This window comes from Candidatus Acidiferrales bacterium, from assembly GCA_035934015.1.
Lineage (GTDB): Bacteria > Acidobacteriota > Terriglobia > Acidiferrales > UBA7541 > DAHUXN01.
This window is the reverse complement of record DASYYH010000011.1, coordinates 37,471-57,749: the sequence shown is the minus strand read 5'-3', so window position 1 is coordinate 57,749 and position 20,279 is coordinate 37,471. Positions and strand designations below refer to the sequence as shown.

Sequence of the window (20,279 nt, the reverse complement as noted above, 5' to 3'; positions counted from 1 at the left end):
TTAGCGCACGCCCGCGGTGGCGGGTGCGTTTACGGCAGTGAGCCAGCCGTGGCGGTCTTCTTTCGTTCCGCCGGTCAATGCATAGAATTCGTCCTGCAATTTCTTGGTGATTGCGCCGCGGGAGCCATTGCCGACTTTGATTTTATCGACGGAGCGAATCGGCGTGATTTCTACGGCAGTTCCCGCGAAAAAAACTTCGTCGGCGATGTAGAGCATTTCGCGAGGGAGCATCTGCTCGGTGCAGGGAATACCGAAATCTCGGCAGAGGGCGAAAATCGTGTCGCGCGTGATGCCGGGAAGAACGCAATTGGCGAGCGGCGGCGTGAGAACCTTGCCGTCGTGGACGACGAAAAGATTTTCGCCCGAGCCTTCGCTGACGTAGCCGTTCACATCAAGAGCGATTCCTTCGACGTAGCCATTGATCATCGCTTCCATGCGAATGAGCTGCGAATTCATGTAGTTCGCGGCGGCCTTGGACATTTGCGGCAGGGTATTCGGAGCGGACTTGTTCCACGAACTGACGCAGACGTCTACGCCGTTCTTGATGGCATCGTCGCCCAGATAACGGCCCCAATCCCAGCAGGCCATGTAAACTTCGAGCGGGCAATTGAACGGATTCACGCCGGCGTCGCCATAGCCGCGCATGACGATGGGGCGGATGTAGCAGGAGTCCATGTGATTTTCGCGAACGAGTTCGAGCGCGCCCTGGCAAATGTCATCAACCGAAAAATCGAAATCCATACGGTAAATGTGCGCGGAATTGCGGAGCCGCGCCATGTGTTCGCGCAAGCGGAAAACGGCGGGGCCCTGCGGCGTCTTATAGCAGCGGATGCCTTCGAAAACGGAGCTGCCATAGCTGACGACGTGGGCAACAATGTGAATCTGCGCGTCGTCCCACTTGATCATTTTTCCGTTGTGCCAGATCTTTTCGGTCTTCTTAAGGGCCATGGTCGTCTCCGCTGAAGTCCCGTGAGATGTCCTGCCTGCCGACGAAACAGATTATAACACACGAGATTTCGGGCGCAGACGCGGCGAAAAATTATTCTGAGGATTTCCGGAGTCCAATTTGGCCGGTCGGATTTTTGCGCGGCGGAGCTGGCGCCGGACGGCTCATTAACTGGAAATCGTGGCGCATTTCCTCGAGCCGGTGACCATAAACCACTTCCCAGCTTCCCAGAAGCAGAAAAGGTATAAGCGCGGCGGCGGCCCAGAGCTTGGCTTTATTGGGAATTTTTTCTTCCGGCTCCCAGCGGAAGATGCGGCGCGAGATCTCGAACGCCACAATCAGGCTGACGAGCAAGGAAAAAACATCGCCCATGACCTCGTGAACGGTAGCCGAGCGGAGCATAGCGTTTTCCAGGCCCGTGGCCAGATACGTGGCGGGCGAAAACAGCGTGACCTTCTGCACCCAGCGAGGCATGAACGTGAGGGGAATCGTTACGCCGGAAAGAAACAAAAACGAGGACCAGAGAATATTGTTGATGACGGTGGTTTCCTGCACGTCGTTGGTGACGCTGGCGATGATCAACCCGAGCGCGGAAAACGCCGCCGCCCCTATCGAAATGAGAAAAAACACTTCCCAGAGATTGCCCCATGTGGGCATGTGAAAAACGTAGCGGCAGACCAAAAATTCGACGATGACCGTGGGCAGAACGAGGAAATAATTCGAAATAATGCTGGAGCCGAGCATCGCGCCTGCGCCGATTGGCGCAAGACGAAAGCGGCGCAAGATTCCCTGTTCGCGAAACATGACGAGTTGCATGCTCAGACCCCAGAAGCTGCCCATGACCGTAAGAGCCAGGATGGCGCCGAGCAAATAGGGGATCTCGTTGCGATTCGAGCCGCCGAAGAAAATCACATAGCCGAAAAGGAAGCCAATGGGCATGGCCAGGCTGAAGAACAAAAATGTGCGGCTGCGCAGAGCCAGCTTGATGCGCATCATCGAAAGCGTCCAGGTATGATTTACCATGCGAGCATGCCTTCCTTCATTCGCGCAGTCTCCGGCCAGTGAGTTCGATAAAAACATCTTCGAGAGACGGCGAGAACATTTCCAAACCTTGCAATTCGACGCCATCCGCTTCGAGATGCTTCACGAGGGAGACGATCGTCTGCGTTGGCTTCGTCGAATGCAGGACCCAAGCGTCTTCAAATTTGCGGCAGTCGGCGACGCCATCGAGTTTGCCGAGCGCACCATCGGAAAGGTCGCGGCTCAGGCGGACTTCGATGCGCGTCGTTCCCGCGGAACCATGCTTCAATTCACGCGGCGTCCCCATGGCCATGACCTTGCCTTGATCCACGATGGCGACGCGATCGCAGAGACGCTCGGCTTCTTCGATGTAATGCGTGGTCAGCAAAATAGATTTCTTCTCGCGCTTCAATTCCTCGAGTTCGTTGTAGATTTCGCGGCGGACCTGCGGATCAAGGCCGGCGGTCGGCTCGTCGAGAAGAATCATGCGCGGATTGTTGACGAGAGCGAGCGCCAGCGCGAGCCGCTGTTTCTGGCCGCCGGAGAGCTGGTTGTAAAAGGCGTTGCGTTTTTCTTCCAGTTGAAATCGCTTGAGAAGCTCTTTCGGGTCGCGCGGATTGCGGTAGAAACGCGCGAACATTTCGAGTGTTTCTTCGACGCGCATTTTATCGGGCAGGGAAGTGGACTGCAGCGCGGCGCCAACGAGATGCTTCAATTCGGCTGCGTTCGTTTGCGGATCAAGGCTGCAAACGCGCGCCACGCCGCGATCGGGCGTGCGCAAGCCTTCGAGAATTTCGATCGTCGTGGTCTTGCCCGCACCGTTTGGCCCGAGCAGCCCGAAAAGCTCGCCTTCCTGAACCTCGAAGCTGATGCCACGCAGGGCTTCCACAGCGCCATAGTTCTTATACAGGCCTTCTACTTTTATGAGAGGTTCGCTCATCGCAAGATTCGTCTTCTATCATATCGAATGGCGCGCGCGTGAAGCGACTCATTTTGTGCGCGCTCTCGGAGCGGATTTGGCTAGAAATTTCTTTGGCTTCCAGTGATGCGCGGCCATGTCCACGGCCATGCCGGAGAATTTCGTGCCCTCGGTTTCGAGAAGACGCCGCTGTTTGCTGCCGTAGGGTTCGCGCGGCAGAATGCGGCCGCCTGCTCCGACAACACGATGCCACGGAATCCCTCGTCCGGAAGGGCATCCAGCCATGGCGTAGCCGAGAGTTCTGGCGCCGCCGGGCAGGCGCAGGATGCGCGCAAGCTGGCCGTAGGTCATCACGCGGCCGCGCGGAATTTGTTTGATTGCGGCGTAAACGTGTTCCCAGCCGCCCTTTTGTTTCTTTTTTGCCTTGCGCATCTTTATTCGTCCCTTCGTTTGGTCGCCGAGGAGCTATGGAATTGCGTATGAATGCCGGATGCGCGGGGCGACTTAGGCGGCGCGGGAATAAAACACTTCACGGGAATCCGGCATCAAATCAATGAGAAACGGGACTTTAGCGAAGTGTGCCTCCGCAAAGTTTTTCCTCAGCGGTACCGAAATGTCTCCGACCAGATAATTACCTTTAGGAAGCAACCTGCGCGAGAACTCAGCATCATACCATTGACGGCGTAGTGGAAGATACTTACACTACGCTGCACGGTCAAGAGCAAGGGGGCGAACTGTGGCGTTTATTCGGCGCAAGGGGAACACGTACTACCTGGTACACAACGTGCGCCGGCACGGCAAGGTGGAGCAGTTGTATCTGGCACGCCTTGGCGAACGGCCACGGATCACGGATGAAGTGGTGCGCGAAGTTTCGCGAAACCATCCGATGCTGGAGCTGGACTGGTCGCGGCTTCGCGAGATAGTGAACAGCCGCGTGGAGCTGTTCGATCCGCGGTCTCCCTACGTCAAGCAATTGCTGAATTCGCTGCGGCTGATCAATCTGGATTTGGCCGATCTTTCGCCGCCGCTTCTGCTCTTGCCGGACCGCGATCATTCGGGGCAAGAACTGGTTACGCAGCTCAGATTGCTGCGGTCAACGGTGGATATAAAGCTCGAACAATTCGAACGCGTGAAGTCACATGCCGTGGAAGGGAATCGCAGATACCGGTAACGGGGGGAACGACGATGAACCGGTCACAACATTTGGACCCAACGCAACGCAGCCGCGAATCTCGCGAATTTGAAACCGCGCTCCGGCGGAAGATTGTCGGACAGGACGAAGCGGTGCAGGCGGTGGTGGACCTGTATCAGGTGTTTCGCGCGGGCCTGAACTCGCCGGGGCGGCCGGTGGGGAATTTGCTTTTCCTCGGGCCGACAGGTGCGGGCAAAACGCGCGTCGTCGAAGCCACGGCGGAAGTCGTCTTTGGGGATCCGCGCGCGGTGATCAAAGTCGATTGCGCGGAATTTCAACATTCGCACGAGATCGCGAAATTGATCGGTTCGCCTCCGGGCTATCTAGGGCATCGCGAAACGCATCCATTAATCACACAGGAAGCGCTCGCGCAATTTCACACCGAAAAGATCAAATTGTCGTTTTTGCTCTTCGACGAAATCGAAAAGGCGTCAGATGCGCTGTGGCAATTGCTTCTGGGCATCCTCGACAAAGCGACGCTTACACTTGGAGACAACCGCCGCGTGGATCTTTCGCAGGCTTTGATTTTCCTGACGTCGAACCTTGGCGGCTCGGAAATCACAGAACTGATGACCGGACGGCTCGGTTTTGCGCCCGCGACGCAAAGCGATTCACCGACGCGCCTCGAGCAAAAAATCGAACGCACGGCGTCCGAAGCGGCCAAACGCAAGTTCTCGCCGGAATTCATGAACCGGCTCGACAAAGTGGTTGTGTTTCACCCGCTGCGCGAGCCGCAGCTCGAGCAAATTTTGGATATCGAACTGAGCATGGTGCAGCAGCGCGTGCTTGAAACAGCCAAAGGGAAATTTCTTTTCCGCGTGACGCAACCGGCGCGGGAATTTTTGCTGAAAGAAGGCACGGATTTGAAGTACGGCGCGCGGCACTTGAAGCGCGCAATCGAGCGGCACATTGTCTATCCGCTGGCGAGTTTGCTGGCCACGGATCAGATTCGCCTGGGCGACGTGCTCTCGATCGATTGGGACTCGGCAACGAATTCGCTGGTTTTCTGGAAAGAAGCGGAAGGCGCACTTGTTACTGTGGAGCCAGTGCAGCCAGGATTGGCTGCCGCGGCGGCAGCCGATGAAGATGGACACGGACGCGAAATCCCCGTCAGCATGCCAGCGACGGTCGAGGCTTTGCCAGCGGCAGCTTCGGCGCTGCGTCCGGCAGCGCATCAGGCGCGGCAATCCGAAGATTTCAAGGGGACACGGCGAGAGAGAGTCTAGGTTCTGCGGCGAATCGGCGGCATGCCGGACCTGCGTAAAGACACGTGCACTTCCTGCGTTTCGCGGCGCGCTTTGCCGTGGCCGGAAGGGCAAGCGTCCCCATTCAGCGGAGCGGCCGAAAGTGCAATCTATCTATAAGACGGCGGTTGCGTTATGCGGGAAGCGCTACTTCGCCCCAAGCTCAACGAGCTTGCGGCTTAAAGAGGCAACTTCTTTTGCAGAATCGTGAATCGCTGTCACGTGACTGCGAACCGAAGAATTCTCCACCGTAACTTCCAATGCCAATTCCGAATGGCTGAAAATGACTGTGGCATGATTAATCAGTTCATGGCCATAGAGCCGCATGTTTTCGAGCACTGTGGTCAATTCATTTCTGCACTCGCGGCATGGCATTCGCCGGACCCTCATGGATAACATAAAAAGCGACCGCCTCCTTGCACTCATGGATAGAGCGTAATGCTCAGTCTGGTTTTCCTTCATGACCCAAGTTCCTCATAATTTTCTGAAACACATTACGAATCATGCGAATCTCTTTTTTTGTGACGCCACGCCAAGCGGTTTGTGCAACCGCCGCCGCAATGGGTACGCCTTTGCGGAAGCTATCGCGTCCGCGGGAAGTTATTGTGACCAGAACTTTCCTCCGGTCGTCGCGGCTGCGCGCACGCTTGATGAGCCTCTTCGCCTCCAGCCGGTCGAGCATGCGCGTCATCGTGGAGACATCCAATCCGCTAAACCACGCTAACGCGCCGGGCGTGTTTGCCTCTCCGCGTGAACAATTGGCAAGCACCATGGCTTCGCGGGCAGACAATCCGAGTGGCGCCAGTGCCTTGTCGTGCGCTTGCAGAAGCACCGCCGTAATCGGGCCGATCATCCTGCGGCCAACGAATATCTCGTCGAACGTCTTGCTGGATTGTTTGCGTGCCACAATCAGGACAATATACTTGATTTTGCAATATCTGTCAATTCAGATATTGCTCCTACAATCCTAAATAGCATGACATTAGACGAATCAGACAGGATTCAGGTTTCGCGAAAAACCGAACTCTTTCAGAGCGAGCTAGCCGGCCTCGTCAAGGCTCTCGCCATAGATGGCGGGCACTTTGGCGCCCATCGCGCGCAAATACGCGGCGAGCTGTGCGCGATGATGGATGGTATGCGAGAGAACGATCTGAAGATAAATCACCGCGGGATACTCGGATTTCTTGAGAAAGGAAATCGGCCGCGCCAGGTACTCGCCGCTGAGCTTCTGCGCCTTGGCGAAATTCTCCGGAAACTGCGCGTCATACCAGGCAATGACATCTGCGCCGCAATTGATTTCTTTGGGCAAGCCATTTTCGACGGGCAAGTAGAATTGGGCTTGAAAAATCGAGTCGAGGAACCACATTTCAACGAGAACGATGTGCCAGGCGAGTTCCAGAGCGGTGCGCGATTTCGGATGAATGCGGAAACCGCACTGCTCGTCCGGCAAGGCGGCGATGACTTTGCGTGTGATCTGCGATTCATGTTCGACCGTGGCGAGCAGATGCCCGGCGATGGCCGAAGCCTCTTGAGAAGTCATGGATGCCGCTCCTGAGAAACGCCGCCGACCCCAAGGGAGATGCCAGTATATGTTTTTCGCGAATGGAGGAAATTGTTATTGCGAAGCGGTGTGCCCTGGGATTAAGCAGTGAGGGCCGCGGAGTTATGCCGTAGGCACGACGAGAGTTTTCTCGTGCGGGCCGAGATGCTTCTGCGCGTCCAGATTCTGCTTCGGCTGCCAGCGCAGGACGGGCTTGCGCGCCGCGGCGACTTCGTCCAGCCTGCCGACGCGCGTGGAATGCGGCGCGGTTTTCACAAGTTCGGGATTCGCTTGCGCTTCGGCGGCAATCGAGCGCATGGCGTCAATAAAAAGATCGCATTCTTCGCGCGACTCGGATTCTGTTGGCTCGATCATGAGAGCGCCGGGGACGATTAACGGAAACGCCGTCGTGTACGGATGGAAGCCATAATCGATGAGGCGCTTGGCGATATCCATTGTGTTGACGCCGTGCTTTTTCTGGCGCGCGTCGCTGAACACGACTTCGTGCATCGAAGGCAAGTTGTACGGCAGATCAAAGAAATCCTCGAGATGCCTGCGGATGTAATTGGCGTTCAGCACGGCGTCTTCCGTCGCCTCGCGAATGCCCGGCCCATACGCAAGCGTGTATGCCAGCGCACGCAGAAGCACACCGAAATTTCCGCAATAGGCGCGCACCCTGCCGATCGACTGCGGGCGGTGGAAATCGAGCGCGTAGCGGCCGTTTGCTTCGGCGACTACGGGAACGGGCAAGAACGGTTCGAGGATTTTCTTGATCATCACTGGGCCCGCGCCCGGGCCGCCTCCGCCATGCGGCGTCGAAAAAGTTTTGTGCAGATTCAAGTGCATGACGTCCACGCCGAAGTCGCCGGGGCGCGTGATGCCGGCGAGCGCGTTCATATTCGCTCCGTCCATATAGAGCAGCGCACCGCGCGAGTGGAGGATTTCCGCGATTTCCGCGATATTTTCTTCGTAGACGCCGAGCGTCGAAGGATTCGTAATCATCAGCGCGGCGACTTCGTCGGTGACAAACTCACGAAAGTGTGCAATGTCGATCTGGCCGCGCTCGTTGGATTTGATGTTTTGGACTTCGTAGCCCGCGATGACCACAGACGCTGGATTTGTGCCGTGCGCGGAATCGGGAATCAGAATTTTCTTTCGCGCACCGCCTTTACTTTCAAGATACGCGCGAATGAGGAGCAAACCGGTAAGCTCACCCTGTGCGCCGGCGACCGGTTCGAGCGACGCCGCGTCCATGCCCGTGACTTCGAGCAGACACTTCTGCAAATCGTGAATGATGCGCAGGCAGCCCTGCGAGACAGCGTCGGGCTGCAGAGGATGTTCGGTCGCGAGTCCTTCAAGGCGGGCCACGAATTCATTGACGCGCGGATTGTATTTCATGGTGCAGGAGCCGAGCGGATACATGCCGAGATCAATGGCGTAATTCCAGGTGGAAAGACGCGTGAAGTGGCGAATCACTTCGATTTCGCTGACTTCGGGAAAGCCTTCGACTCGGTCGCGGACAAATTCCGCACCAAGAGTCTTTGCCGGATCAACCGCGGGAACATCGAGCGGCGGCAACTCGATGCCGCGCTTGCCGGAAACGGATTTTTCGAAGATCAGCCCTTCACTCTGGCTGACGTGACGACCGGCTTTCTTAATTCTCTCCGCGCCGTCCGGTTCCCTATGTGTGTGCTTTTCGTTCAAATCGCTTACTCCCGAATCGTTTAGTTTGCCGCCAGAATTTTGCGAAGCGATGCTGCCAGCCGTTCGATCTCGGCGCGCGGCGTCACTTCTGTCACACAGACGAGTGCGCGCTTGGAATGCTCCGGATAATATTTGCCGAGCGCCAGCGGCCCAATGATCTTTTCGGCGAGGAGTTTCTGATTCATTTCGTCTGCGGGCCGCGGGAACTCCACCGTGAATTCGTTGAACGTCGCGCCGGAAAAGGGAAGTGCGACGCCAGGAATTTTGCGCAACTCTTCCTGTGCGAAGCGCGTCTTGGATAGATTTTGCGCGGCGAGTTCGCGAAGACCTTCCTTACCAAGCAGACAGAGATGAATCGTCACAACCAGCGCATAGAGCGCTTCGTTGGTGCAAATGTTCGACGTGGCTTTTTCGCGGCGGATGTGCTGCTCGCGCGTCGCGAGCGTCAGGCAGAAGCCGCGGCGGCCTTCGGCGTCGAGAGCCTCACCGGCCAGACGGCCGGGCATCTGGCGGACGAATTTTTCACGTGTGGCGATGACGCCCACGAACGGTCCGCCGTAACTCGGCGGCACGCCAAAACTCTGCGCTTCGAGCGCGACGATGTCCGCTTCCTGCGGCGGTCGCACGATGCCGAGCGAAAGCGGCTCGGAAACACAATCAATGAGCAATGCGCCGGCTGCGTGTGCAGCTTCGGCGATGGGACCGAGCTTTTCCAGCACACCGAAGAAATTCGGCGATTGCACGACGACGGCCGCGGCTTCATTCAAAGCTTCGGTGCGGAGCGCGCTGAGATCCACCTGACCGGATGCCGTAAATCCGAATTCTTCGACATGCAATCCGAGGTGCTTTGCGTAAGTCTTGAGCACCTCGCGGTATTCCGGATGCACGGTCTTGGCCACGAGCACGCGATGGCGGCGCGTGATGCGTTCGGCCATCAGCACGGATTCCGTGAGCGCTGTCGAGCCGTCGTACATGGAGGCGTTGGCGACTTCCTGGCCGGTCAGTTGCGACATCAGCGTCTGAAATTCGAAGATTCCCTGCAATGTGCCTTGCGAAATTTCCGCTTGATACGGCGTGTAGGACGTCAAAAACTCGCCGCGCTGCACCAGGGCATCGGTGACAACGGAGCGCACATGCTGATAGACGCCCGCGCCGAGAAAGGAAGTGTACCCGCGCGAATTTTCCGCCGCGCGCGCCTTGAAGTAATCGATGATTTCCATCTCCGAAAGCGGGCCGGGAAGCTTCAGCGGTTCACGGAGCCGGTACTTTGCGGGGATCGTTTCAAAAAGTGTTTCGATCGATTTCGCGCCGATGGCATCCAGCATTTCGCGGCGCTCGGATTGGCTCTTGGGAAGGTAGCGCATCAGGCAGTCTGTTCCTTCTCCTTCTCAGCGACGTACGCTTCATATGCTTTCGCGTCCATGAGGCCGTCGGCGCCTTTCGCGTCATCCATCTTGATTTTCACCAGCCACGCGGAACGATGCGGGTCGTGATTGATTTTCTCCGGGGCGGTCGAAAGTTCGGTATTGATCTCCGCCACTTCGCCGCCGACAGGGCTAAAGACTTCGCTTACGGCCTTGACCGACTCAACCGTGCCGAGCACGTCGCCAGCCTTCACGCGCCCGCCGACTTTCGGCAGCTCGACGAAAACCACGTCGCCGAGCGCATGCTGCGCATAGTCCGTGATGCCGATCGTTCCGGTTGCCCCGGTGATTTGAATCCATTCGTGGTCTTTCGTGTAACGAAACTCCGCTGGGTACATCGGCTGCTCCTTGGTCCATCGTTGCTCAGCGATCGTCAGACTATTTTCGCGCGCTTGTAAAAGGGCACGGGAACAATACGCGCTGGCGCTCGTTGCCCGCGTATGGAAATGTCGAGCAAAGTTCCCGGCGCTTTGAGGCTTGGCGGCACGTACGCAAAGCCGATATTTTTCTTCAAGTGCGGCGCCGGCCCGCCGCTCGTGACGCTGCCGACCTCGCGTTCCTTGTGCACCACGGCGTATCCATCGCGGGCGATCAGCCGCGAATCCATCTGGAATCCGACGAGCGTGCGCTCGATTCCTTTTTCCTTTTGCTTCACGAGCGCGTCGCGCCCCAGAAAATCGGCTTTTTCCACTTTGCAGATCCATGCCAGGTTTGCTTCCCAGGGCGTCGTCGTTTCGTCGATTTCGTGCCCATAAAGCGCCATGCCTGCTTCGAGCCGCAGCGTATTTCGCGCGCCGAGGCCGCAGGCTTGCACGCCCAGCGGCTTACCCGCTTCCATCAGCGCGTTCCATAGTTTTTCGGAATGCTGCGGCGGGAAATAAATCTCAAAACCGTCTTCGCCTGTGTAGCCTGTTCGCGCAATCAGGCACTCGAAGCCATTCACTTCACCGAACGTGAACCAATAATATTTGATTGGTGCCAGCGGAGTTTTCGTCAGCTTTTGCAACAGCTCGAGCGCGCGCGGCCCCTGGATGGCGATTTGCGAGTAGCGCGGCCCGGCGTTTTCCACTTCCGCGCCGAATTTATTGTGGTCCACAATATGCGCATAGTCGCGGTCCTGATTGCCGGCGTTGACGCACAGAAAGTAATTCGTGTCTGAAATTTTGTGCACAAGCAGGTCGTCGACGAACGTGCCTTTGGGCGTCATCAGGCCGGAATAGTGCGCCTGGCCGTTGGAGAGGCGCGCGGCGTCGTTGCTGGTCACGTGCTGCACCAATTGCAGCGCATGCGGGCCGCGCACTTCGATTTCGCCCATGTGGCTGACGTCGAAAAGGCCAACGCGTGTCCGCACGGCTTCGTGCTCAGCCAGGATGCCCGTGTATTCGACGGGCATGTCCCAGCCGCCGAAGTTCACCATCTTGGCGCCCATCCGCCGGTGTAGCGAGTTCAGGGCTGTCTTGCGCAGTTCCGCGGTTGCAGGAGTGCTCACGAAAAAAATCCCAATGGAATTGTAAAGAATCGAAGCTAGCACGCGCTCGGAGACGTGTCAAGAAAGCCGCGGAGATCGGCGACGGCGAAAAATAAGCCGCAAATCTTAGACTTCTAGGATGACAGGCAAGATCAGCGGCCGCTTCGAGGTTTTTTTGTTCAGGAAGCGCTTCAAGTCCGTGCGGATTTTCTCCTTGATGACGCTCCAGTCCGTTTTTTCCTCGGAATTCGATTGCTCAACGGTCTTGACGATGACGTCGCGCGCCTGCGCGATCAGCTCCTGGCCGTCCTCCGACGGCAGAAAGCCGCGCGTGACGATTTCCGGCGTGGCTTCCATCAATCCGGTGTGCTTGTCGATGGCGATGATAGGCACGACCACGCCATCTTCCGCCAAATGGCGCCGGTCGCGAATCACCACTTCTTCAAGTTCTTCGAGCGAGCCGGAATCCACGCAAACGCGGCCGACGGGAATCGGTTCGCGGCGGAACGCGCCGTCGGCGGTGAATTCAATCGGGTGCCCCGATTCGACAAGCAGAATTTCGCCGGAGACGCTGCCGACCTGATGCGCGAGCGCTGCGTGCTGGAAAAGCTGACGATACTCGCCGTGAATCGGAACGAAATATTTCGGACGCACAAGATTCAGCAGAAGCTTCATTTCTTCCTGACTGCCGTGGCCGGAGACGTGAAGCGGCGCGGCGCGTCCGCTTTCGTAATAGACGAGCACGCGGCGGCGGAAAAGATGGTCAATCATGCGCGAAATCGCTTTTTCATTTCCTGGAATGATGCGCGCGGAGAGAATGACCGTATCGTTCTCTTCGATATTCAGCAGGCGGTGATTGTCCACGGCGATGCGCGAAAGCGCGGACATCGGTTCGGCCTGGCTGCCGGACGCCAGCACGACGAGTTTTTTGGAATCGAACGATTTGATGTCCTGCGGGCGCACGACCGATCCGTCGGGGATATGGAGTTTGCCGAGCGAATGCGCGATCTCGACATTGTCCACCATGCTGCGGCCGATGAAGCCGACCTTGCGGCCCTGCTCCGTGGCCACGTCGATCACTTGCTGGATGCGATGAACCGAGCTCGAGAAGCAGGAAATGATCACGCGCTGCGGCGCCGCGCGGAATAATTCTTCGAGGCGCGGACGCACGGCGCGCTCGGACGGTGTATAGCCGGGCCGCTCCGCGTTCGTCGAATCCGCGAAAAGCGCGAGCACGCCTTCCTGCCCGTAGCGCGCGAAGCGATGGAGATCGAATGGAATGCCATCCACCGGCGTAGGATCAATTTTGAAGTCGCCAGTATGAATCACGATGCCGAGCGGCGTACGGATGGCCAGCGCGACGCACTCGATGGTGCTGTGCGTTACGTGCACGAATTCAACATGAAATGGGCCGAGGGAAACGGCCATCCCCGGCGCGATTTCGCGCAAGTCTGCCGAATCGAGCAGGCCGTGCTCTTCGAGCTTCTTGCGAACCAAAGCCAGAGTGAAGCGCGTGCCGTAAATCGGGCATTTCAAATCTGGCAGCAGATAGGGCACGGCGCCGATATGATCTTCATGTGCGTGCGTCAGGATCAGCGCGCGCAGACCGGCGCGACTCTGCTTCAGATAAGTAATATCGGGAATGACGACGTCCACGCCGAGCAGTTCGGTTTCCGGGAACATCAGACCTGCGTCAATGGCAATCAAATCTTCGCCGTAGCGAAGCGCCATCATGTTCATGCCGAACTCGCCGAGCCCGCCGAGCGGGATCATCCAAAGCGAAGATTTACTCAAGTGGGTTGTTTGCGCTCCTTAAGCGTGAAAACCATACTACCACAGGGATGCGGAACGACTTCGAGACACTACAGCGAAAACAGAAATTTCCACGGGATACGGCTGGTTATTCGAAGCGCAGGGCTTCGATGGGGTCGAGCCGCGCGGCTTTCTGCGCGGGATAGTAGCCGAAAAAGAGGCCGACAAACAGCGCAAACGCCGCGGCAATCACAATCGCGAACAGTGGAATGGCCATCGCCCATTGCAATGTGCTGGCCAGCACGTGCGATGCAATGACTCCGACAAAAACTCCTGCGACACCGCCCAAGGCGCTGACGAATACCGCCTCGATGAGAAATTGCAGTTGAATATCACGCTCGGTGGCGCCGACGGCCATGCGCACGCCGATCTCGCGGGTCCGCTCGGTCACGGATACCAGCATGATGTTCATGATGCCAATTCCGCCGACGAGCAGCGAAACCGATGCGATGCAGCCGAGCATCAGCGTGAACGTCTGGCTGGCTTCTTCCTGCGCTTCCAGAAATTGCGTGGGCGTGCGGATGTTAAAGTCATCTTCTTCGCCCGGGCGCAGATGATGGCGCTGGCGCAGCACGCGCTCGGCCAAATCGTCGGCGGGGCCGATGGCGTCGGAGCTCACCGCCGAGCAGAAAATATCGTCGAGCCAGTAATTGCCGGTGATTTTTTTCTGTGCCGTTGTGTAAGGCATGCCGAGCGTGTCGTCTTGATCCCAGCCAAAGGGCGTTAGTCCTTTCGACGACAAAACGCCGATCACCTTGAAAGGCAGCCCGCCGATTTGGATTGTTTTTCCGATCGGATCTTCGTCGGGTCGGAAAAGCTGGTCAACCACTGTCTTTCCAAGGATGGTAACCTGCGCGCTCGATTGCACGTCGCGCGCATCGAAGTTGCTGCCTTCGGCCAGCGGCCAGTTTTTGATTTGCAGAAAGTTCTCGCCCGTGCCGCGAAAGTGCGTGTTCCAGTTCTTGTTTCCGTAAATCACCTGGACGTGGCCGTCTGTATTGGGCGAGCAAGCCTTGAGCAGCGGGATTTCCTTGGGCAGCGCCGCCGCGTCGTCATTCGTCAGCGATTTTGTATTGTCGTTGCCGGTGCGCACACCGTTGACGTTCCGGCCGCCCGCTTCCACCCACACGAGATTGTCGCCGAGCGCTGCGATCTGCTGCTGAATTTGCTCCGAGCCGCCTTCGCCGATGGCCACGGTGCAAATCACCGCCGCAATGCCGATGGTGATGCCAAGCATCGTCAGCGCCGTTCGCATTTTATTGCGCGAAAGGACGCGCCACGTCATGCGCGTCAGGTCGCCAAACGCTGTCGTGTAGTTTGTGCTTGATTTCAGGGCCAATTCAGATCCGCTCCAATCAATAAGACGTTTGGATATAGTGCGAGCGTTTCACGGTTTTCTCTATGGCGAGCCATATCGGCACGAACTTTGCTTAGCCGCGCCCGCGCCTTAATTATCCCCGCCCGCAAACAAGCGCGCGATGGAAACGAGAATCACCGCGCCGACGAATGCCGCAGCCAGGCTTCCGATCACGCCGCCAGCCTGGATCCCCAGACGCACAAAGACCCATCCGCCGACAACTGCGCCGACGAGCCCCAGCAAGACGTTGGCGAGGCAGCCGAAGCCGCGGCCATGCGTGACTTTGCCTGTCAGCCAGCCCGCGACAAGCCCGATGAGAATCCAGCCGATAAGCCCGTGGCTGAAATAGAAGATGGTCATTCGCGCCTCCGTAGCAAATCTTCCCTCGCGCAGCTATCTGCGAACCCGTTCGAATGATTTTTCGCGCGCTAGGTTCGCTTGCAAAGCACGTAACCGAGAATCTTGTAAACCAGTTTCGCCGCCAGAAAATCCGAAGCGTGATCGCCATGCTGCGGCAACAGTTCGACCACATCTGCGGCGACAATTTTTCGCGCCTTGGCCACTTCGCGAATCAGCGACGTCACTTGATACCAATCGAGCCCGCCCGGCTCCGGCGTGCCCGTCGCGGGCATGTAGGCAGGATCGAAGCCGTCGAGGTCCACGGTGAGATAAACGTGCTCGGAGAGGTCCGCGACCACTCTGGGGATCCAGCTTTCGAGCGGTGCACGGGCTATGTCACGCGCCCAATAAATTTTCGTCCGCAATTGAGGAATGGCTTCGGCTTCTTCGATCGAAAGCGAGCGAATCGCCACCTGCACCGCCGGGCAAATCTCCACGACGCGGCGCATTGCCGAAGCGTGGCTCGCGGGATTGCCCTGATACGCTTCGCGCAAATCGGCGTGCGCGTCGATTTGCAGTACGCTCAGATTCGGAAACTTCTTCGCTGCTGCTGCGACGAGCGGCGGAGTCAGCGAATGCTCTCCGCCCAGCGCGACAGGAAATTTTCCGTCCGCGAGCAAGCCGAGTTCTGCCGTATGCAAGTCCGCGAGGACTTTTTCGAGCGTTCCCTCCGCCGTATCAATGGCTGGGAGCGTAGCGATACCGATTTTTGTGTACGTCTCGAAGCCCAGTTCTTCGTCCCACGTTTCCATGTTGCGGCTCGCGGCGATAATCGCCGCCGGGCCGTTGCGCGTTCCGTGCTCGTACGTAGTCGTGCGCTCAAGCGGAACGGGAAAGATCACAGCGCGCGAAGTCTCGTATCGCGCGTTTTCTTCCGGAAGCCCGCCGAAATTCTCCGGCGGCACAGGCGTGTAACTCTTCAATGGCACGTCGCATTCCTCGATCTTGGATTCTTGTTCGCCTCTTCGTTTTCATTCGGCCGAGGCTGCCGCGGCGGAGAGGCTTCGCCCGAAATACATTACCTGAGCGAAACGCGATTGCAAAGCGAAAGGGAAGGGAACCGGAAATTTCGGGGAAAGGAGAAGTTTCAGATGCGCTGAATTTCTTCCTCCAGGCGGATTCCGTATTTTTCGTAAACGCCTTCCTTGACCACACCGATCAAATACTCGACGTCCGCCGCCGTGGCGTCTCCCAGATTCACAATGAAATTCGGGTGTTTCTGAGAAACCATCGCGCTGCCGTGCTGCGTGCCGCGCAGGCCGGCTTCGGAAATCAAATAGGCTGTTGGCACAACGGGGAATGGATCGACTTTCACAACCTTAGCCACGCCCTCGCGCCAGATTTTCGGCACGAGATTCAGATCCACATTTTTGAACGTGCTGCCGATATTCGGATACTCCATCGGATGCCGTTCGCGGCGGTAATCGATTTTCTCCTGAATCCCCGCAGCGATTTTCGTCGCGTCGCCTTTTCCCAGCCGGATTTTGGCTGACAAAATAATTTCGCGCCCATTTTTCTCCTTGAAAAGGCTCGAACGGTATCCGAATTTGCACGCCGCGTTGTCGCGCGAAATCGTTTCGAGAGTTTGGATATCGAAGCTATCGACCAAAAGAATTCGATCTTTCATTTCGCCGCGGAACGCACCGGCATTGCCGCGCACCGCGCCCCCGACAGTTCCCGGCAGTCCGCCGGCCCATTCCAGACCGCTCAGCGAATGCTCTATGGTGAATTTCAGCAGGTCTGCGACCATCACGCCGGCGCCCGCAGTGACGGTTTCCCCCGCAGCTTCCAGTTGCATCATGCTCGGCTTCAAAATTACGCCCGCAAAACCTTTGTCGCTGATCAATAGATTCGTTCCGCCGCCGAGAATGAAGAGTGGCAGCTTCTGCTCGCGCGCGAAAAGAACCCCGGCGCGGATTTCTTCCTTATTCGTCGCGTCGCAGAAATAGCGCGCCGGGCCGCCGATGTGGTAATTGCTGTATCGGTCGAGCGGCACGCTTTCGAGAATTTTCACGGTCGCGATTTGTGTGTCCTTCTCCATCACGGTTCAGCGATATCCAGCATAGCCGCAAACCGGCCGCAGGGAAGCCCGCACAGCAAATCGGTTGCCTGAATGAAAACGTTGCGCGTGGAAGGCTTGTTCTTACTGAGCGTGATCTGTGCACTTTGAGGCGCGCCGCGCAGCGTCAAGGCGAAATCACGTCCAGGTCGTTCGCCACGACTACCGTTCCGTGAAAGGCGCGGTGGATTTCCTCCAGCATCTTCGTCTGATCCGTATTGCGTAACGGAACGTAATGCCACACGACGAGCAGCTTTGGGTGCGCTCTCCCGGCAATTTCGCCCAGCTCTTCCGCGGAAGTATGAAATGAAGAAAAGTACGCCGTACCACCAGCGTCCGCCGCCGTCCCCGAATATACCTCATGCACCAGCACGTCGCATCCGCTGCACGCTTCGACGACGCTATCGGTCGGCCGCGTATCACCCGAAATCACGATGGATTTTCCATCGGCATCGAAGCGATACCCGAGCGCTTCCTTCCAGCTTCCGTGCTTTACTGCAAACGCCGTGACCTTCACGTTCGCGTCCTGATAAACCATGCCGGCCTGAATTTCGTGTGCGACAACCTGATGTCCCGCTGCCGTAAGCTGCTCCAGGCCCTCGATGCGAACCTGAATGTCTTCCGCCCAGGCTTTTTCGATGTTGTCCGCCATCGCCCTTGTTCCTTCCGGTCCATAAAGCTGCAGCGGAACAGTGCGCTGCATCACCCACGGCGTCAAAATCAAATCCGGCAGACCGAGCGTGTGGTCCGAATGCAGATGGGTCAGAAACGCGATATCCAATTTGTTCGGCCGAAGTGGCAAAATTCCGCGTTGAAAAGCTGCTGCCGCTTGCCGCACGACGCCCGTCCCGGCATCGACGATATACGCTTTGCCGTTCGCTACGATCGCCAGCGACGGCCCCTGCCGCTGCGGGTCCGGGCGTGGCATTCCCGTACCCAGGAAGACGATGAAGACGCCGCGTCCGCCGCTTGCGCGGCCGGCAGTTTGCGCATCGGCGCAATTCGCGGCGACCAGGGCGCAGCACAGCAAAAAGATAATTGTGATGATTTTCGGAGCCGAAGAAGAAAATCTAATCGTCGTCGCCGAGCAGAATCGCCGCCGCGAGCACGGTGGTCCACAGCCCGCGCTTGTCGCCGACGGCAGATTGCGAGATGTTCATCGTCCGCACGATCTTATTGGAGATGCGGTAGACCTCTTTTTTCTCGTCCCAGGAAAGGTCCGGATCGAATTCCACGTTGAGCGTCGTCGCCAGCATTTCCGCGGCAAGCTCTTCCGCATATTCGCCGGCGATTTCTTCCGGCTCGCCGAAGGAATGGTGCTCGGAAAGATATCCGTACATCGATTTATCGCCCGGCAGCGCCAGGCCCACCGACGCGGCGATCAAACGGTGCGGTTCGCGGGTCTGATTTTCGCTGATGACCACGAATGCGACCTGACCCGGCTTCAGGTGTTTCAATCCTTCGCTGCGCGAAATCAATTTGCAATGCGGGGGGAAAATCGAAGAGACGCGGACGATATTGCATGCGGCAATGCCCGCATTGCGCAGGGCGAGCTCGAAGCTCGATAGCCGCTCCCGGTGTTTTCCGACTCCTTTGGTGAGGAAAATTTTCTTAGCGACGAACGCCATGAACCTTGCCGGGTTGCGGTGCCTCCATCAGGAGATTCGCAAGAAGAGCGAGCGCAAAAAGTAACAAGAAGCGATAGGAGTGTCAATCCTTATTCGCATCGCAGCGCGTTTCCCTGTTCACCGATACGACGCATCCTAGCAACTTCGCCGCCAGCGCGTTCTCCGCTGCTCCAGCGAAAGCGCCTGTTTCAGGATTGGTTAGCGCGGCGGGGAACTACTCTGTGCAGAGAGCGAGCGCGGGCGCAACGAACGCAGCGACGGAAACCAATTGCTTCAGATCTAGAGGCGAAAATTCCGTCACATCCGCCGGATTCCTCGCTTTGCGAGAAATTTGCAGCACTCCGATTGCATCGTGCCCCTTCAGAATCGGCACGCTCATGATTTTCTGTATCGGTTCACCGCGCTCTTCCTTGAGCGGCACGGATTCGAAGACAGAGGCATGCGGAACAATATTGAAGCGGTTGATAACCTCGGGCCGCTTCTCGCGCAGCGTGCGCGCCGCCAGTGCCGTCGCGCTCGTAAGCGGAATCTGCCCGACGCTTTTCAGCTCCTCGGGAACATGAAAAAAAAGAAACCTGCGATCCGGCGTAAGCGAGAGAATGGCTACCTCGTCGGTTTTCACGCTGAAAATGCGGCTTACCGTCTCGGCCACTTTTTTCAGGTGTCCGGTGTCCAGCTTTTCTCCGCGCTTCACCATTCCTTGCACGAGCCCTTCGAGTTCGGAAACCGCCGAGACAGGCATGGCAAAAAGTCTAGCCTATCTCCGCGCCGAATAATTTCCCTTGTTCCCGTCTTGCAAACATTTTTCCCGCTGTCTATACTGGCTTGGTTGCGGGGATTGGTTCGCGCCTGAGATCGGCTCGTGGTTCGAGTCAGTTCACGTTCCTGCGGAAATTTTCTTCGGAGAGTGGATGTCGAGCACGGCCTCGAAACCTGACTCCAGTTACTTCTGGGACAAACTGCATTCTCTCAGCGGCATCATTCCCATTGGCGCATTCCTTCTCGAGCATTTCTTCGAAAACAGTTACGCGCTCGTCAGTCCCGACAAATACAATTACGTTGCATCCAAGCTCGAAACGATTCCCTGGCGCGTCGCCGTCGAGTTTCTCGTTCTCTGGCTGCCTATCGCCTTTCACGGCTGCTATGGCCTTTACATCTGGTGGCGCGGGAAGACCAACGTATGGGGCCATCCCTGGATGGCTAACTGGCTCTACACGCTGCAGCGCTGGACAGGCATCATCGCTTTCGCCTATATCATTTGGCACGTCTGGCTCGAGCGCTTCGCCACGCATGGGCGCACGACTTACGCAGGCGTGGCGCATGATTTCACGAATCCTTATTACGTGGCGTTCTATGTCATCGGCATTCTGGCCGCGTCATTCCATCTTGGCAATGGCATCTGGAATTTCTGCTGCAAGTGGGGAATTGCCGTAACGCCTCGCGCGCAGCGCGCCGCCGGATGGTTTGGCGCGTTCGTCGGCGTCGCATTTTCCGTCGCGGGATTATTCATCATCGCCGGCTTTGTCTTCGGCTGGCATCCGTTCAACGGCTATTTGTAGTCGAGCAT

22 protein-coding genes are annotated in these 20,279 nt (G+C 57.5%); 3 read left to right on the top strand and 19 right to left on the bottom strand.

What is annotated here, in order from left to right; genetic code table 11:
• The 4 genes from VGR81_05295 to VGR81_05280 all read right to left on the bottom strand — a co-directional run bounded on the left by VGR81_05295 (position 1) and on the right by VGR81_05280 (position 3,317).
• Complete coding sequence (locus tag VGR81_05295) at positions 1 to 948, bottom strand: branched-chain amino acid transaminase (GenBank protein HEV2288352.1); 948 nt, start codon at positions 946 to 948, stop codon at positions 1 to 3.
• 91 nt (positions 949 to 1,039) lie between these two features.
• Positions 1,040 to 1,969: an ABC transporter permease gene (locus VGR81_05290; protein HEV2288351.1), complete on the bottom strand. Its 930-nt coding sequence runs from the start codon at positions 1,967 to 1,969 to the stop codon at positions 1,040 to 1,042.
• Between the two features lie 16 nt (positions 1,970 to 1,985).
• Entirely contained in the window at positions 1,986 to 2,906 is a 921-nt protein-coding gene (locus VGR81_05285) for an ABC transporter ATP-binding protein (GenBank protein ID HEV2288350.1), read from the bottom strand.
• Positions 2,907 to 2,954: 48 nt separating this feature from the next.
• Positions 2,955 to 3,317 carry an MGMT family protein gene (locus VGR81_05280; protein HEV2288349.1) on the bottom strand — a complete coding sequence of 121 codons (363 nt, stop codon included), beginning with the start codon at positions 3,315 to 3,317 and terminating at the stop codon, positions 2,955 to 2,957.
• A 304-nt stretch (positions 3,318 to 3,621) separates the two neighbouring features.
• Between VGR81_05280 and VGR81_05275 the strand changes: the two genes are divergently transcribed.
• Complete coding sequence (locus VGR81_05275) at positions 3,622 to 4,056, top strand: hypothetical protein (protein ID HEV2288348.1); 435 nt, start codon at positions 3,622 to 3,624, stop codon at positions 4,054 to 4,056.
• Positions 4,057 to 4,070: 14 nt separating this feature from the next.
• Positions 4,071 to 5,303 carry an AAA family ATPase gene (locus VGR81_05270; protein ID HEV2288347.1) on the top strand — a complete coding sequence of 411 codons (1,233 nt, stop codon included), beginning with the start codon at positions 4,071 to 4,073 and terminating at the stop codon, positions 5,301 to 5,303.
• A 165-nt stretch (positions 5,304 to 5,468) separates the two neighbouring features.
• On the opposite strand, the gene VGR81_05265 is transcribed toward VGR81_05270, so the two are convergent.
• From VGR81_05265 to VGR81_05195, 15 genes are all read right to left on the bottom strand, one after another.
• A complete protein-coding gene (locus tag VGR81_05265) occupies positions 5,469 to 5,669 on the bottom strand; it encodes a hypothetical protein (protein HEV2288346.1) in 201 nt (66 codons plus the stop codon).
• Between the two features lie 94 nt (positions 5,670 to 5,763).
• Positions 5,764 to 6,228, bottom strand: coding sequence for a MarR family transcriptional regulator (locus tag VGR81_05260; GenBank protein ID HEV2288345.1), 465 nt, complete (start codon positions 6,226 to 6,228; stop codon positions 5,764 to 5,766).
• 132 nt (positions 6,229 to 6,360) lie between these two features.
• The gene (locus VGR81_05255) at positions 6,361 to 6,861 is read right to left on the bottom strand and encodes a DinB family protein (protein ID HEV2288344.1); all 501 of its coding nucleotides are present in this window, start codon (positions 6,859 to 6,861) and stop codon (positions 6,361 to 6,363) included.
• 123 nt (positions 6,862 to 6,984) lie between these two features.
• Complete coding sequence (gene gcvPB, locus VGR81_05250) at positions 6,985 to 8,565, bottom strand: aminomethyl-transferring glycine dehydrogenase subunit GcvPB (protein ID HEV2288343.1); 1,581 nt, start codon at positions 8,563 to 8,565, stop codon at positions 6,985 to 6,987.
• A gap of 20 nt (positions 8,566 to 8,585) precedes the next feature.
• Positions 8,586 to 9,929 carry an aminomethyl-transferring glycine dehydrogenase subunit GcvPA gene (gene gcvPA / locus VGR81_05245; protein ID HEV2288342.1) on the bottom strand — a complete coding sequence of 448 codons (1,344 nt, stop codon included), beginning with the start codon at positions 9,927 to 9,929 and terminating at the stop codon, positions 8,586 to 8,588.
• Positions 9,929 to 10,327, bottom strand: coding sequence for a glycine cleavage system protein GcvH (gene gcvH / locus VGR81_05240; GenBank protein ID HEV2288341.1), 399 nt, complete (start codon positions 10,325 to 10,327; stop codon positions 9,929 to 9,931). Before gcvH ends, gcvPA begins: the two co-directional genes overlap by 1 nt.
• A 35-nt stretch (positions 10,328 to 10,362) precedes the next feature.
• Positions 10,363 to 11,478: a glycine cleavage system aminomethyltransferase GcvT gene (gene gcvT / locus VGR81_05235; GenBank protein HEV2288340.1), complete on the bottom strand. Its 1,116-nt coding sequence runs from the start codon at positions 11,476 to 11,478 to the stop codon at positions 10,363 to 10,365.
• 105 nt (positions 11,479 to 11,583) lie between these two features.
• Positions 11,584 to 13,251: a ribonuclease J gene (locus tag VGR81_05230; protein HEV2288339.1), complete on the bottom strand. Its 1,668-nt coding sequence runs from the start codon at positions 13,249 to 13,251 to the stop codon at positions 11,584 to 11,586.
• A 106-nt stretch (positions 13,252 to 13,357) separates the two neighbouring features.
• Positions 13,358 to 14,608 (bottom strand): ABC transporter permease, encoded by a 1,251-nt coding sequence (locus tag VGR81_05225; GenBank protein HEV2288338.1) that lies wholly within the window; start codon positions 14,606 to 14,608, stop codon positions 13,358 to 13,360.
• A gap of 108 nt (positions 14,609 to 14,716) precedes the next feature.
• The gene (locus VGR81_05220) at positions 14,717 to 14,986 is read right to left on the bottom strand and encodes a GlsB/YeaQ/YmgE family stress response membrane protein (GenBank protein ID HEV2288337.1); all 270 of its coding nucleotides are present in this window, start codon (positions 14,984 to 14,986) and stop codon (positions 14,717 to 14,719) included.
• 68 nt (positions 14,987 to 15,054) lie between these two features.
• Complete coding sequence (gene speB, locus VGR81_05215; GenBank protein ID HEV2288336.1) at positions 15,055 to 15,954, bottom strand: agmatinase; 900 nt, start codon at positions 15,952 to 15,954, stop codon at positions 15,055 to 15,057.
• A gap of 158 nt (positions 15,955 to 16,112) precedes the next feature.
• A complete protein-coding gene (murB, locus tag VGR81_05210; protein ID HEV2288335.1) occupies positions 16,113 to 17,066 on the bottom strand; it encodes a UDP-N-acetylmuramate dehydrogenase in 954 nt (317 codons plus the stop codon).
• A 145-nt stretch (positions 17,067 to 17,211) separates the two neighbouring features.
• Positions 17,212 to 18,012, bottom strand: coding sequence for an MBL fold metallo-hydrolase (locus VGR81_05205; GenBank protein ID HEV2288334.1), 801 nt, complete (start codon positions 18,010 to 18,012; stop codon positions 17,212 to 17,214).
• Positions 18,013 to 18,154: 142 nt separating this feature from the next.
• The gene (locus VGR81_05200) at positions 18,155 to 18,712 is read right to left on the bottom strand and encodes an arginine decarboxylase, pyruvoyl-dependent (protein HEV2288333.1); all 558 of its coding nucleotides are present in this window, start codon (positions 18,710 to 18,712) and stop codon (positions 18,155 to 18,157) included.
• Between the two features lie 214 nt (positions 18,713 to 18,926).
• Entirely contained in the window at positions 18,927 to 19,454 is a 528-nt protein-coding gene (locus VGR81_05195; protein ID HEV2288332.1) for a GAF domain-containing protein, read from the bottom strand.
• Between the two features lie 169 nt (positions 19,455 to 19,623).
• On the opposite strand from VGR81_05195, the gene VGR81_05190 reads away from it, so the two are divergent.
• The gene (locus tag VGR81_05190) at positions 19,624 to 20,271 is read left to right on the top strand and encodes a hypothetical protein (protein ID HEV2288331.1); all 648 of its coding nucleotides are present in this window, start codon (positions 19,624 to 19,626) and stop codon (positions 20,269 to 20,271) included.
• The last annotated feature ends 8 nt before the right edge of the window (positions 20,272 to 20,279 follow it).

Bases quoted from the DNA above. Each gene is read 5' to 3' on its own strand.
- VGR81_05295 (HEV2288352.1), bottom strand. From the start codon at position 948: ATGGCCCTTAAGAAGACCGAAAAGATCTGGCACAACGGAAAAATGATC.
- VGR81_05290 (HEV2288351.1), bottom strand. From the start codon at position 1,969: ATGGTAAATCATACCTGGACGCTTTCGATGATGCGCATCAAGCTGGCT.
- VGR81_05285 (HEV2288350.1), bottom strand. From the start codon at position 2,906: ATGAGCGAACCTCTCATAAAAGTAGAAGGCCTGTATAAGAACTATGGC.
- VGR81_05280 (HEV2288349.1), bottom strand. From the start codon at position 3,317: ATGCGCAAGGCAAAAAAGAAACAAAAGGGCGGCTGGGAACACGTTTAC.
- VGR81_05270 (HEV2288347.1), top strand. From the start codon at position 4,071: ATGAACCGGTCACAACATTTGGACCCAACGCAACGCAGCCGCGAATCT.
- VGR81_05255 (HEV2288344.1), bottom strand. From the start codon at position 6,861: ATGACTTCTCAAGAGGCTTCGGCCATCGCCGGGCATCTGCTCGCCACG.
- gcvPA (HEV2288342.1), bottom strand. From the start codon at position 9,929: ATGCGCTACCTTCCCAAGAGCCAATCCGAGCGCCGCGAAATGCTGGAT.
- gcvH (HEV2288341.1), bottom strand. From the start codon at position 10,327: ATGTACCCAGCGGAGTTTCGTTACACGAAAGACCACGAATGGATTCAA.
- VGR81_05220 (HEV2288337.1), bottom strand. From the start codon at position 14,986: ATGACCATCTTCTATTTCAGCCACGGGCTTATCGGCTGGATTCTCATC.
- murB (HEV2288335.1), bottom strand. From the start codon at position 17,066: ATGGAGAAGGACACACAAATCGCGACCGTGAAAATTCTCGAAAGCGTG.
- VGR81_05205 (HEV2288334.1), bottom strand. From the start codon at position 18,012: ATGCCACGCCCGGACCCGCAGCGGCAGGGGCCGTCGCTGGCGATCGTA.
- VGR81_05200 (HEV2288333.1), bottom strand. From the start codon at position 18,712: ATGGCGTTCGTCGCTAAGAAAATTTTCCTCACCAAAGGAGTCGGAAAA.
- VGR81_05195 (HEV2288332.1), bottom strand. From the start codon at position 19,454: ATGCCTGTCTCGGCGGTTTCCGAACTCGAAGGGCTCGTGCAAGGAATG.
- VGR81_05190 (HEV2288331.1), top strand. From the start codon at position 19,624: ATGTCGAGCACGGCCTCGAAACCTGACTCCAGTTACTTCTGGGACAAA.